Source organism: Pseudoalteromonas rubra, from assembly GCF_004212645.1.
Classification (GTDB): domain Bacteria; phylum Pseudomonadota; class Gammaproteobacteria; order Enterobacterales; family Alteromonadaceae; genus Pseudoalteromonas; species Pseudoalteromonas rubra_G.
Genome location: NZ_PPUZ01000031.1, coordinates 156719 through 170851 on the forward strand (window position 1 = coordinate 156719; position 14133 = coordinate 170851).

At 48.4% G+C, this 14133-nt stretch carries 9 protein-coding genes; 7 read left to right on the forward strand and 2 right to left on the reverse strand.

Translation table 11 applies throughout. The features are described from left to right. The first annotated feature begins 359 nt into the window (after window positions 1–359). The 6 genes from C3B51_RS11495 (at window position 360) to C3B51_RS11520 (ending at window position 10067) form a co-directional block, all read left to right on the forward strand. Window positions 360–3485: a glycosyl hydrolase family 18 protein gene (locus C3B51_RS11495; RefSeq protein ID WP_130245133.1), complete on the forward strand. Its 3126-nt coding sequence runs from the start codon at window positions 360–362 to the stop codon at window positions 3483–3485. 50 nt (window positions 3486–3535) lie between these two features. Next, on the forward strand, window positions 3536–4972 hold the full coding sequence (locus tag C3B51_RS11500; protein WP_130245134.1) for a lytic polysaccharide monooxygenase: 1437 nt from the start codon (window positions 3536–3538) through the stop codon (window positions 4970–4972). A gap of 91 nt (window positions 4973–5063) precedes the next feature. Beyond that, window positions 5064–7529, forward strand: coding sequence for a glycosyl hydrolase family 18 protein (locus C3B51_RS11505; RefSeq protein ID WP_125783865.1), 2466 nt, complete (start codon window positions 5064–5066; stop codon window positions 7527–7529). 144 nt (window positions 7530–7673) lie between these two features. Further along, window positions 7674–8471, forward strand: a complete 798-nt coding sequence (locus C3B51_RS11510) for a substrate-binding periplasmic protein (protein WP_130245135.1) — start codon at window positions 7674–7676, stop codon at window positions 8469–8471. Between the two features lie 3 nt (window positions 8472–8474). Further along, window positions 8475–8897 carry a hypothetical protein gene (locus tag C3B51_RS11515; RefSeq protein WP_130245136.1) on the forward strand — a complete coding sequence of 141 codons (423 nt, stop codon included), beginning with the start codon at window positions 8475–8477 and terminating at the stop codon, window positions 8895–8897. A gap of 3 nt (window positions 8898–8900) precedes the next feature. Continuing rightward, on the forward strand, window positions 8901–10067 hold the full coding sequence (locus C3B51_RS11520; protein WP_130245137.1) for an anhydro-N-acetylmuramic acid kinase: 1167 nt from the start codon (window positions 8901–8903) through the stop codon (window positions 10065–10067). Here C3B51_RS11520 and C3B51_RS11525 read toward each other — a convergent pair. Together C3B51_RS11525 and C3B51_RS11530 are read right to left on the reverse strand one after the other, a co-directional pair. Continuing rightward, window positions 10032–10556 (reverse strand): hypothetical protein, encoded by a 525-nt coding sequence (locus tag C3B51_RS11525; protein WP_130245138.1) that lies wholly within the window; start codon window positions 10554–10556, stop codon window positions 10032–10034. The two genes, C3B51_RS11520 and C3B51_RS11525, sit on opposite strands and share 36 nt — an antisense overlap. Before the next feature lie 121 nt (window positions 10557–10677). Beyond that, on the reverse strand, window positions 10678–11817 hold the full coding sequence (locus C3B51_RS11530; RefSeq protein WP_125718073.1) for a Na/Pi symporter: 1140 nt from the start codon (window positions 11815–11817) through the stop codon (window positions 10678–10680). Between the two features lie 300 nt (window positions 11818–12117). On the opposite strand from C3B51_RS11530, the gene C3B51_RS11535 reads away from it, so the two are divergent. Continuing rightward, window positions 12118–14115 carry a sensor histidine kinase gene (locus tag C3B51_RS11535; protein ID WP_240701893.1) on the forward strand — a complete coding sequence of 666 codons (1998 nt, stop codon included), beginning with the start codon at window positions 12118–12120 and terminating at the stop codon, window positions 14113–14115. Window positions 14116–14133 lie beyond the last annotated feature (18 nt).

Here is a 14133-nt window from a genome sequence, read left to right on the forward strand (position 1 = left end):
TAACTGTTGGTTATATAGTATTCCCAAATTTAACATTGGATTTGGAATGTTATAGATAAGAAAAACTTATCCGAATGGATAAGTTTTTCTTTTGTTTGTTTCTGATATGCACTTAACTGGTTGTAATTAATGCAATAGGGTGGCGTATTAAAATTGTAATATATGAATTTAACTCATTCAAGGCTTCCTAACGAGCATCAAGAAAAAGTCCATTCATTTGAATAATTGATAGTTAAAAAGGATGGGTTTTAAAATTAACCTGGTTAAAAAGTAGTCGCGCTTACGTTGACGTACTCCAATTCTATGTTAGCTTTACTTTAAAAATGTTAATCACTAAAACGGTAAAGGTTGAAGAAAGTATGAAAACGAGAAACAAATTCAAGGTGGCAATGCAGCTAAGTGCAATCGCTATTGCTATTGGAGCAACACAGGTTCAGGCATACGATTGTACCGGACTCAGTCCCTGGCAATCAGGTACAGCGTATACCGCTGGTCAGGTGGTAGAGCAGAATAATAATGCCTATGAAGCCAACTGGTGGACTCGTTCTGAGCCTGCGGCAAACTCAGGTGACTGGCAGGAGTGGACTTGGTTGGGGCAATGTGACAGCGTTGTCGAAAATAATCCGCCTGTTGCCAGTAACTTACAACCTATCACGGGCACTGAATTTGTCGCTAATGACAGCGTTGCCATCAGCGTGAAAGCAGTTGATTCAGATGGCTCTGTGAGCAAGGTTGAGTTCTTTGTGGATGGCGCTTTGATTGCCACTGACGTAAGCGGCACCGCGGATATGTTTGATGCCCAGTGGAGTGCCACTGTGGGTACACATGACATCAGTGCAACGGCATACGATGACAAAGGCGCCGCATCAAACGTGTTGACCAGCCAGGTAATTGTAAAACCAGCAGATACCGGTAATAAAGCGCCTGAAGCGCAGCTCATGGTTAAGAGCCAGCCTGCAGAGCTGGTGGTTGGTTCGCAAGTGGTTTTCGGCCTGTCGGGTAGCGATGCGGATGGTCAGGTTACTAAGTTAACGTTTACGGTAGATGGCGTTGAGGTGGTTGCAACCAATGGCAGTGCAACGGACCACACCTGGACGGCGCAGCAGCTCGGACCGGTGACATTTACTTTGACGGTAACCGACGATAAAGGCGCTACGGCAAGTGTTTCTCAAACGCTGACGGTTGTAGAGCAAGGCCAGGGCGGCCGGGATGATTGTAAACCGGAAGGGTTATTCCAGACTCCGGGTGTTAATACGCCTTATTGTACGGTTTACGATGTAAACGGTCGTGAGAAAATGGGTAACGATCACCCTCGTCGTGTTATCGGTTACTTCACTAGCTGGCGTAACGGCGCAAATGGCCAACCATCTTACCTTGTGAATGATATTCCATGGGACAAGATCACCCATATCAACTACGCATTTGCCCATGTCGATGCTAACAACAAAGTGTCGATTGGCGATCCGGCTGCTCCCGGTAACCCTGCAACGAACATGGAGTGGCCCGGAGAGACTGGTGCAGAGATGGACCCGGCATTGCCATATAAAGGTCATTTCAACCTGCTGAACAAATATAAAAAGCAATATCCGGATGTTAAAACCTTAATTTCAGTGGGCGGCTGGGCAGAAACCGGCGGCTACTTTGGCAGCGATGGCAAACGAGTGAACAGCGGTGGTTTCTATACGATGACAACCAACGCCGACGGTAGTGTCAACCAGGCTGGTATTGACGCGTTTGCAGCAAGTGCCGTGGAGTTCATTCGTACCTATGGCTTTGACGGTGTAGACATCGACTACGAATACCCAACTTCAATGAACGACGCTGGTCACCCGGATGATTTCCCCATTTCTAACGCATTGCGTGCCGGGTTGAATGCCTCTTATCAGGTGTTAATGAAGCGCCTGCGTGAAGAGCTGGATAAGGCCGGTCAGCAGGATGGCAAGCACTACATGCTAACGATTGCTTCGCCTTCGTCAGGTTATCTGCTGCGTGGTATGGAGACCTTCCAGGTCACTAAATATCTGGATTACGTGAACATCATGTCTTACGACTTACATGGCGCCTGGAACCAGCATGTTGGTCACAATGCGTCTTTGTTTGACACCGGTGAAGATTCTGAGCTCAAAGCATGGAATGTTTACGGCACCGCTGAATTTGAAGGTATCGGCTACCTGAACACCGACTGGGCCGTGAAGTACTTCCGCGGTGCGCTGTCTGCGGGCCGCATTAACATTGGTATCCCTTACTATACGCGCGGCTTTAAAGATGTGCAGGGTGGCACTAACGGCTTGTGGGGTCAGGCAGCCTTCCCAGATCAGGCAAACTGTCCGCCGGGCACAGGTAAAGGTGAAAAGAATAAGTGCGGCAACGGCGCAGTAGGTATCGATAACCTCTGGCACGATAAGAATGACGTTGGGCTGGAAGTGCCTGCCGGCTCTAACCCGTTATGGCATGTCAAGAACCTGCAATCTGGCGTATTAGGAAGCTACCTGGCTGATTACGGCCTTAGCCCGGATACAGATCCGGCAGATGCCCTTACAGGTACATACACACGTCATTACGACTCTGTCGCAGTTGCCCCTTGGTTATGGAATGCCGAGAAAAAAGTGTTCCTTTCGATTGAAGATGAAGAGTCGATGGGCACTAAGGTTGATTACGTAATTAACAATGGACTGGGCGGGATCATGTTCTGGGAGCTGGCTGGTGACTTTGATTATGATGCAGCGAAGGGCGAGTACTTTATGGGTTCAAGCTTGACGACGCTGGCCTACAACAAGTTCAACCAATCCGGCGCGCCTTATGATATTCACCCGGGCAACGTGAACTTCCAGGTGCCGGCAGAAGCGGTTGATGTCAGCTTTACGGCTAAGGATTTCCCACTTGGCGATGATAACTATCCGATTGCACCGACATTTGCCTTTACCAATAACTCTGCAATCGATTTATCAGGTGCGAAGATCACCTTTGATGTGCCAGTTGCTACTTCTGCAATCTTCAAGTCTAACTGGAATGCGCAGGAAAAACTGGGCATGGCGGTTGAAGTGAATGCCTCAAACGCAGCCGGAAACAACATTGGCGGATTCGAAAATGAATTCCACCGCTTCTCTATCACGCTGGTTGACGAGTGGGGCAACATTCCAAAATCGTTCGCGCCGGGTGAAACGGTCAATGCGCAGGTAATGTATTACATGCCTATCACAGGTCCGGTTAACTTTGTTGCCGAGAAAGATGGCAAACGCTACGCCTTTAAGTTTGAGTACCCGCAACTACCTGATGCAAAACCTGGTGACGGTAACGGCGGACCTATCACAAGCTGTGAAGGGGTGCCTATCTCACAAATCACGGTTTATCCGGAGTTTCCAAAGGGCAGTCATGCAGCTCAGGGCGATCTAATCATCGACGGCAATGGGGTGTATAAAGCGAAGTGGTGGAGCAACAAGCAACCATCAACCAGCTCAGATTACACCAAGGTTTGTAGTTTATAACCGACCCATTTAACTCAAAGGGGCTTCGGCCCCTATGCGAGAGGCAAACTATGAAAACGTTTAAATCATTGTCACAGCAAACTGCAATCGGTGTTTTGGTGGTATCGGCACTGAGTTACAGCGAGCTGGCTGCCAGTCATGGCTATATGGACTTTCCAATGGCAAGACAGGCCATTTGTGAAGATCAGGGTGGCTACTGGTGGCCAGAAGACGGCTCGAATATTCCTAATGCCGCATGTCGCGCCGCTTATCTTGAGTCCGGGTACGTGCAGTTTATTCAGGAGCATGAATTTGCTGTCAATACGCCCGATTACAATAACCAACAGGCAGTAGAGAAGAATATTCCCGATGGCACCTTATGTGCAGCGGGTTCCTCTGAAAAGCGTGGCATGAACTTACCATCTGCAGACTGGCAAAAGACAGAGGTTCGTCCCAATGCAAACGGTGAGCTGGCAATTCGCTTTCACGCCACAACGCCACATAACCCGAGCTTTTGGAAGTTCTATTTGACCAAGCCCGGCTTTAATCCGGCTACCGATGTCATGACCTGGGGCAACATAGACTTGATCACCGAAGTGGGTAACGTGGATTTCGTTAAAGACCCGGATGGCAAAAGGATTTACGAAATGACCATTCAAATTCCTCAGGGGCGCAGTGGCGATGCCATCTTGTATACTCGCTGGCAGCGTAACGATGTGGTTGGGGAAGGCTTTTACAACTGTAGCGATATCACCATTGTCAGCGACACTCAGCCAAAAGACTGGTATGTCGCCGGCTACTTTGTAAGTCGTGGCCAGACCGCTAACGTCGGCGATTTAGTCTGGGCAAGGGTATTTGACCAAAACGGTCAGGAAATCGTGAAGCATTCATTCGCTGTTACGGCACAAAACCAGGCCAACTGGGCCAGTACACTGGCAGGTCAGCTAAACGCAAGCTATGTCAACGATGTCCAGGTGGGTGTCAAGCAAGCCAATGGCGATGTGCTGTTCGACGATGCCAATTTGCTGAGTAATCAGGTGTTTGTGACGGATGCTGCGTATACCTATAACCTCACAATAGTGCCCAAAGCGCCCAATACGCCGCCTACAGTACATCAGCCGGAACCTGTGTTGATGGACGAAAACACCCAAGTTCAGGTACATGTGCATGCATTTGATGATGAACAATCAGAGCTCACCTATAGCTGGGTCGTGCCCGCCGGGCTCTCAATGACAGGCAGTGGCGCCACCATTAGTTTACAAAGCGGCGAAGTTGCAGCGGATACTCAGTATACCGTGTCTGTGACGGTGTCCGATGGCGAATTAGAAACATCAAGAGAACTTAGCGTAACGGTCAAAGACGTGCCTGTGTCGACCTACCCACAATGGCAGGCCTCAAGCACCTATGTTGGCGGTGACAAAGTGTCTCATGGTGGCAAAAATTATGAAGCCAAGTGGTGGACCCGAGGTGAGGAGCCCGGTAAAGCCCAGGTCTGGAAAGTGCTGTAACCAGACTAAAACTGATAAAGAGTTTTAAGCAGTACCAATAAATCATCCCCCCGGGGTTTGGATATAACATGTAAATAAGGTTGAGAAAGTAATGAAGATTAAACAGATTAGCACGGCGATTGGCTTAGCTCTGATGAGCGGTTCAGTATTAGCGGCTCCATCTACCCCTAGCCTGAGCTGGGAACCACAAGTGTATTCATTTGTTGATGTCGTACTCGACGGCAATGGCTCATACAAAGATCTGGTCACAGCCAAAGAGCAAGTTGACATTCAGATCAAATGGAATGCCTGGAGTGGTACTGGCGGCGACAGCTACAAAGTGTATTTCGATAACCAGCTGGTTAATGAAGGTGTACTGGATGCGGGCACCAAAAGCGGCACAATCACTTTCCCATATACCCAGTCTGGTCGCCATACTTTGTATGTTGAGCTGTGCGACAGCACAGGTTGTGCAAGAAGTGCCGGTAAGGAGATTGTGATTGCCGACACAGACGGTGGCCACCTTGAGCCTCTGCCTATGGATGTAAATCCGAATAACCGTAACAACGGCACAATACCAGGCAAAGTAACGGGTGCCTACTTTGTTGAGTGGGGGATTTATGGCCGTGACTTCGACGTCACTAACATTCCGGCGCAAAACCTGAGCCACTTGCTATATGGCTTCATTCCAATTTGTGGCCCTAACGAGTCACTCAAAGAAATTGAGAATGGTAACAGCTGGCGTGCACTGCAAAAAGCGTGTGCCGGTACTGCGGATTACGAAGTGGTGATCCACGACCCCTGGGCAGCTGTTCAAAAAACACTGCCGGGCGTTAACCAGAATGACCCAATTCGTGGTACTTACGCGCAGCTGATGGCACTCAAGCAGCGTTATCCGGACCTTAAGATCTTGCCTTCTGTCGGTGGCTGGACGCTGTCGGATCCGTTCCACGGCTTCACGACCAAAGCAAATCGTGATGTCTTCGTCGCTTCAATGAAGAAATTCCTGAAAACCTGGAAATTCTACGATGGTGTCGACATTGACTGGGAATTCCCGGGTGGTGATGGTCCTAACCCGGATCTGGGCGATCCGGTGAATGATGGTCCGGCTTATATTGCACTAATGGCTGAACTACGTGCCATGTTAGACGAGCTTGAAGCGGAAACCGGCCGCACCTACGAGTTGACGTCTGCAATAGGGTCAGGTTACGACAAGATTGAAGATGTTGATTATCAGGCTGCACAGCAGTACATGGATTATATCTTCGCAATGACCTACGACTTCTACGGTGGCTGGAACAATGTAACTGGTCATCAGACTGGTTTGTATTGTGGCTCACACTTGAGCCAGGATGAATGTAACGGTACAGGTGTTGATGACAACGGCGAGCCACGTAAAGGGCCTGCTTATACAGCACACAACGCGGTTCAACTGTTATTACAGCAAGGTGTTAACTCGAAGAAAATCGTCATGGGTGCCGCGATGTACGGTCGTGGCTGGGAAGGCGTGATGGATCAGAACACCACTATCCCGGGTAACCCGATGACTGCGCCGGGTAACGGCAAGTACACAGGCTCAACGTCAGAAGGCGTCTGGGAGCCAGGGATCATGGACTATAAGGCAATCGCTGCCAATCTGGTGGGTCCAAATGGGACAGGTCTCAACGGTTTTGAAGTAGGTTATGACGAGCAGGCCGAAGCGGCGTATGTGTGGAACCGCAGCAATGGTAAATTACTGACGTTTGACAGCGCACGCTCTGTTGAGGCGAAAGGTCGTTACGTTAACCTGTATGACTTGGGTGGGTTGTTCGCCTGGGAAATCGATGCGGATAATGGCGATATTCTCAATGCCATGTACGATGGCCTGACAGGGGGCGTACCTGTGAATAAGCCGCCGGTCGTTTCTGTTGACAGCAATGTCACAGTGCAATCGGGTGGTTCAATCACAGTTACTGCAACGGCTTCAGACCCGGATAACCAGCCGCTGACCTTTGCATGGAGTGCGCCAGCTGCCTTGACGCTCACAAATGCGTCCTCTGCCGCTGTTGGTGTGGCCGCACCGGTTGTGACTCAGGATACCGAGTATACGCTAACTATCGCCGTTTCTGATGGTGAAGCGACCACGACACGCAATGTGACTGTACTGGTAAAAGCGCCTTCGACAGGCAATGACGCGCCAGTCGTAACACCGATTGCTGCACTGTCTCTGGCTGAAAACACCAGTGCGTCGGTACAAGTCAGCGCAACCGACCCTAATGGTGATGCCTTGACTTACACCTGGTCTGCAAGCAACGGTTTGACCGTCAATGGTCAGGGCGCAAGCGCAACAATTACGGCTCCACAAGTCACTCAGGATACGACCTATCAGGTTACTGTTGCTGTGTCGGATGGTGTTGCCACGACTACAACATCATTTGATGTGACGGTGACAGACGCGGCGGCAGGTGCCGATCCTTGGGTAAGCAACAAAGTCTATGTAGGCGGCGACCGCGTTAGCCATCAGGGCAAGTTGTATGAAGCTAAGTGGTGGACTCGCGGTGAAGAACCTGGCAAAGCCATGGTCTGGAAAGCACTTTAAGCTAAGTTGATATCAGAGGCTGGAGTGTGTGCCTCTGATTGACCAAGGGATTGGCCAACAATAACCAATAAAGGCGCTCAGGCGCCTTTGTTTTCTGTCAGATATCCTTCATAATCTAGCTAATATCAATGATTGCTAGACGCCGTGCATTTAATTTTTCTGTTGTTTTTCCTACCGGCCGCTGTTTTTGCCAATTCACAATGCGAAACGCGCTACAAGGTGGGTGTTGGTACCAGCTGGCCACCGTATGTGATGTATCGTGATACGGTCCCATACGGTCTGGATATCGACATTACCCGAAGAGTATTCGAAAAAGCTCAGCTTTGCATCGACTTTGTGCAGCTGCCGTCATCCGCACGCGGGATCACTGAGCTTTCCAAAGGCTTTATAGATATCTTGCCGTCTGCCAGTTTTAATACGCAAAGAGCCGAAGTCGCGTTTTTTAGCCAGGCGTATCGTCGCGAAAGAATGCGCTTGTTTACCCGTAAAAAAACGCTAAAAGAGGTCAGAAGCCTGACAGAGCTGTTTGCCGCTGAACACACCTTCGTTGCCAATCCTGGCGCTTATTATGGTAGAGAGCTTGAACAGATATTGAAAATAGCCTGGTACAAAGAACGCTTGCTGGAAGTGCCCAGTATCAGCCAGCGCATGCAACTGGTAAACAAAAAGCGTGTCGACTTCTTAATAGAAGATGAGTTCTCCGGTTACTACTACATCGAAGAGCTGGGTTTTGAGCAAATGCGGATCCACCCCTATGTCGTCAATGATAACGCCATTCATTTTATGTTAAGCCGTAAATCATTTAATAAACAGCAAATCAATGAGATCAACGCTGCGATTGAAGCACTACAAAGCGAAATAGCGGACTTGATCGATCAATATGGGATAGATGCGGGGACGCGCGGGCGAAGCGCGAACCTGGAAGCGTTTTACGGAGTGTGAGATATGCGCAAAGCAGGCTTGTTAATGTGGGTGCTAATGGTGGTTTCTGCAACTACAGCGGCGAAAGAACTAAAGCCATACCGTTTTGACACCATGCAAATGAACCTGGACTCTTTGCTGTTTGACCGCCCAGAGCGCATCAAACCCGCTAAAAGTGACTTCAAGGTAACGCGCAGTGTCGCCATGTCCAATGATGACGGATACCGGGCCGTGTTGCTCAGTATTGAGAACCTCTCTTCTGGCCGACGCATTCTGGAGCCGGAGCAGTTGATGGTGATTTATGCCGATGGGGCTGCGCAGCAGGTCAGTGCATTGCCACACAAAGTGGTGCTTGAAGGCTACGAGCAGCGTAACTTTACGTTGGAGCTGGGTGCCAATGATTACCCGGTTATTGCGGTTGTGTCGGCCAATAACGCAGGATATTAAACCATGGGGTTAAAACAAATCAATCAACTTCAAGCGATTGCGCACAAGCCAGCAAGGATGATTCTGGGGCTGATGAGTGGTACTTCTTTGGATGGCTTAGACATGGCCTTGTGCGAAGTAAGTGGGTCAGGTGTTGATACACAATGCAAACTGCTCAAGTTTACCACCATAGCGTACGACAATGACTTTAAAGATAAAGTACGTGAGGTGTTTGCAAAAGACACGGTGAACTTTGAATATTTGACCTTACTCAATCCCTGGATAGGTCACTATCACGGCCAATTAATCAATCAAACCCTGTCGCAGTGGCACGTTAAACGTGAAGATATCGACCTGATAGCCAGCCATGGGCAGACTGTATTCCATTGTCCCCATCATCAGCATGCTCATGAAGATTTTGGCAATGGTACCTTACAGCTGGGAGACGGCGATCAGGTTGCCACACAAACACAAATCATCACCGTTTCTGATTTTCGTCAAAAGCATACCGCAAAAGGGGGCGAGGGTGCGCCGCTTGCTCAGTACGGAGATTACTTGCTCTATCAGAGCGAGCGGGTAAACCGTGTTTTACTGAACCTGGGGGGGATTGCGAATTTTACCGTGCTGCCGCGAAGCGCCACAGTGGAAGACGTTCAATGTTCAGACATTGGACCGGGAAATACGCTTATGGATGCTTACTGTCAGCGTTATTTGGGCCAAGCTTATGATGAAGACGGCAGGCTGGCAAAACAAGGGCGAGTCTGTGCTAGTCTGCTTGAGTCGTTAAAGGCCATCCCCTTTTTCCATTTCGATACACCCAAAACCACAGGCCCTGAGGTGTTCAGTTTGACTATGTTTGAGCAAAAACAAGCACTTTGCTCTGAGCCATTGTCTCACCAGGATGTGCTGGCGACCCTGAATGAACTAACCGCCTGGTGTGTGTTGGAGCACCTGAGCGCATTACAGCTCGATGGGACTACACAACTCATACTCAGCGGTGGTGGCGCCCACAACGCATTGCTGGTCGAGAAGTTTAAATCGCGTTTGCCTGCTTGTTACGAGGTAACTGAGCTGTCGCAGGATGGGGTGTGTGTTGACTCAAAAGAAGCGGCATTATTTGCGGTCCTGGCAAATGAATGCGTAGCTGGAAGCGGGTTATTTTCGTTCGGTAAGATAAGCCTGCCGGGTTGAACCTAGCAGGGCGCTAAATTCATTACGCAGGTATCTGACCACTGCCTGCAACACCCCGCTTGTCGTCTTTGTTTTTTCTGCCACAGTCCGCTCATCTTCTTTGCGCGGGTGTATGTCATAGGGCAGGCTGGCCATGTAATCCATACTGTTTTTAACGCGCTGCTTATAACCCAGTAAACTCAATTGCAGGTTGTACGACCCGCTTTTGCCCGAGCCCTTCAGGGCTACCTCTACCGTACCAGTCATGATGTCTTTTTCTTTGAGCTTAAGAATGCCTACAAAGTCGACGTCGCGATTATCCTGGTGATTGGCTGTTATGCGGATCTGGTTTCCTGACACCGCGTCCTGCGGCAGCTGACAAGAGACAATCAGTTGATCTTGTTCTATATAAAACTCCAGCTGATCGAACGGAGAGCCTTGCTCCAGAGAAAACAGCTGTTGTGCCTGGTCCTTGATATCAAAAGTTAAAGACCGTTTACGTGTATTCATGATTTTGCCGAGAAATTAAACTGGGATAATTATGCCGGGATAATATGTCAAAATTATTAAAAAAGGGCTCCAAAATGAGCCCTTTTTCTGAGTACCTGAAAATGTTTTCAGGTCGAACTATTTATTTGATAGCGAGCATCAGCAAGCCCGGCAGTACAAAGAACGAACCCAGTACATAACCAAATGCCGCAGATTTATTACGTGTACCAATTCGTGCCAGTTTTTCAGCAAGCTGAAGCGGAATTTCACGTAGTAATGGTAAGCCGTAAATCAGGGCAACTGCGAAGACGTTAAACATAACGTGTACCAGTGCAATCGTCAGGGCAACTTCGGCATTAGGGCCAGTGATGGAGGTTGCCGCCAGCAGTGCTGTGATAGTTGTACCAATGTTCGCACCCAGCGTGAATGGGTAGATTTGACGCGTGTTGAAAACGCCGCTACCTGCCAGGGGGATCATCAGGCTGGTGGTGGTAGACGATGACTGAACCATAACAGTTACAACCGCACCTGAGCTGATACCTGCAACCGGGCCACGACCGATTGCGCTGTGTAGTAATTCTTTTGCACGGCCAACCAAAGCTTTCTTAAGGAGTTTACCAAGCGTGGTTACAGCGAACAGGATCATCGCGATACCGATAACAACCATTGCAACGCCAACCGCTTTACCATCAAGGAAGCTCACCGCGTCTTTCACCAGGCCAACAGCCGGTTTTACCAGAGGTTTAATGAAGTTGTAGCTCTTAAGAGACAGGTCTGCATCACCGACAAACAGGTGTGAAAGGGCCGCAGAGAACTTTTCCAACAGGCCAAACATAATTTCCAGCGGCAGGAAGATAGCAACGGCGAACAGATTAAAGAAATCGTGCACTGTAGAGGCGGCAAAAGCACGCTGAAACTCTTCTTTGTCGCGAATATGACCAATCGATACCAGTGTATTGGTGATAGTAGTACCAATGTTTGCACCCATGATCATAGGAATTGCAATGCCTAATGGCAGACCACCTGCGACCAGACCAACAATAACTGACGTAACAGTAGAAGAAGATTGAACCAGAGCGGTGGCAAATGCACCCAGCATTAATGCGACGAATGGGTTCGTTGCGAATGCAAAAATTTCTTTAGCGCCTTCGGTGCCACCGGAAGCCAGTTTGAAACCACCACTGACGGTACCTACAGCGACTAATACGAGGTAGACCAGTAATGCAATCGCGGTCCAATTTAAGATCTTTGCAAAAAGAGAGGTTTGATTTTGTTCACTCATGATTTTACTCAGTTATGTCTGGCCAACTAATGTGGCACTTTGATGACGTTTTTATTTCAGGGCGGATTAAAACAAAGTTATATGACAGAAATATTTCAATGCGATTGTCATTTAACCAGGTACTCAAAATTAAAGGGGGCAGTGTGGCACTTCGACCATGAAGAATTTATAGAAGATTTTTTAAGTTTCTAATAAATAGTGCTATTTTGAATTTCGCAACAATGTTACATTGATTTACATTAATCAGAAGGCGAAGTGTAATTTCGTCCGGACTCCACATTTCATACACGATTAAGACCTATGATAGTTACAAATGGTTACCGAGTCTTGTTCATGCGCTTTATCTTATTGCTTTTAATGGGGTGTTTGTTGCTCACGGGTCATGCCGCTTTGGCTGCCCAGCAGCAAAGGATCCTCTTAGGTGACAGTACGACTGAGCTCACTTTGCGTGATGCCAGCTTCTTTTATGATTATGATAAACAGATAAAAGAGGCTGACGACGTGCTCAGGTTTGCTCAGCATTTTAGTGCGCTGAACGAGGTAGAAAAACGGCCACAGCATGCGTTGTACTCTAAATGGGCCTGGCTAAAGTTAGATAACCGCAGTAACACGACCGACTGGGTCATGTCGTTCGGCTTTGCCAGATTGCCGAAGCTTGCCGTTTATGTACTTGAGGACGGCAGGTTCAAGCAAATACACACCCAAGATGCTGCGGCACGCTTTGAGCAGCGGCCGATCCAGGATCCACAAATGTATCTGCCCCTTGCTATTAAGCCGGGCCACAGTGAGTACTTGATTGAATTTCAGACCTTTGCCAACGCACCAGCCAATCTGCGCTTACACTCTCAAGCCCATTATCTGTCAACGTCGCAGATAAGTATACTGACTAATGCCAGCCTCGCCGGGGTTGTTGCCGCCATCTTGCTGATTGTCATAGTAAACCTGGCCTTTAACCGTAACACCACAAACGTGTTTTATGCCTTGTGGACTTTCCTGTTTTTACTTATCGTGATTGATATGGCCGGGTTTACTTTCCAGTATTTTTGGCCAAATCACGGTTTTTTCAGTGGCCAGTTTTCAATTGCGCTGATGGCCATTGTGCCGATATTTCATCTTTTGTTTGTACGCGGTTTTTTGCAGTTAAAACACTATCATCCAACGCTAAACACTTTCTATGTTGGTGCGACGTGGCTGTACATTTTGCTCGTGCCTACCGCCCTGTATCTGCAAAGTGTTTATTATAATCTATTGGCCAGTACCTTCATTATCCCCTTATTTGTCTACACCTGTTTATGGAGTTTCAGACAAAAAGGGCCGGGGATGCGCACCTTTACCTACAGCCTGATTAATCACCTGGTGTTTCTGAACTTATTGACCATAGTTGGGGCCAGTTATGGCAACCTGATTGATTTGTTTCAGATCACCTCTTTTATTAAGGTTGGTTATCTAATTGAAGTGCTGTTGTTCACAGTAGCGTTAGCGCTGCAACATAAATCCTTGCAGGGACAGTTAGTGCGACATCTGGAGCAGCAGGTTAATGCGCTCAATCGCACCGTAGTCAGTGAAAGGCAGGTTGTGAACGAGCAGGTAAACCAGCTTAAGGCAAAAGAAGAGCAGCTGTTCACCGATTTGTCTCATGAATTGCGTACACCGCTGACCGTGATGAAGATCCAGGTCGAGTCGTTGCAATACAATATTGTCGAAAACGTCGAAGATTCCTATGCCAAGTTAATGGCGAAAATTGACGAGCTGCATAAGTTTATCGACCAGCTAATGCTGGTGACTACAGACAAAGATGTGGCAAACATTCTGAATAAAGAAGATATAAAAGTTGCACACTTTATCAACGAAACGTTTCAGACCTGCATGACCTATGTGGACCCTAAAAAAGCCCGGCTTGAAATCACGAACCGGCTCGATCCTCATTTTACTATGCAGTTTGACAGGCGCTCTATTGGTAACGCGATTTTAGAGGTCGTCAAGAATGCCCTGAAATATGGTGGAGACGGCGTGGACATAAAAATGAGTGCGCAGGTCACCGAGCAACATCTGGTGCTGCGCATCGAAGATTCAGGTATGCCGCTGTCATACGATGCTCACAGGCAGCTATTTCAGCCACTGTTTCGCGAAGAAGCGTCACGCAGTTCCTTAAGTGGTGGCAAAGGCATGGGCCTGGCGGTATGCAAGAAAATAGTCGAATGTCATGGTGGGAAAATCGAGTCACATAACAGTCTGCTGGGCGGATTATGCATCGAAATTATTTTGCCAACGTCCGAGGTCGATGTCGCCCTGGCGTAGAAAAGAGTTGTAATCTGT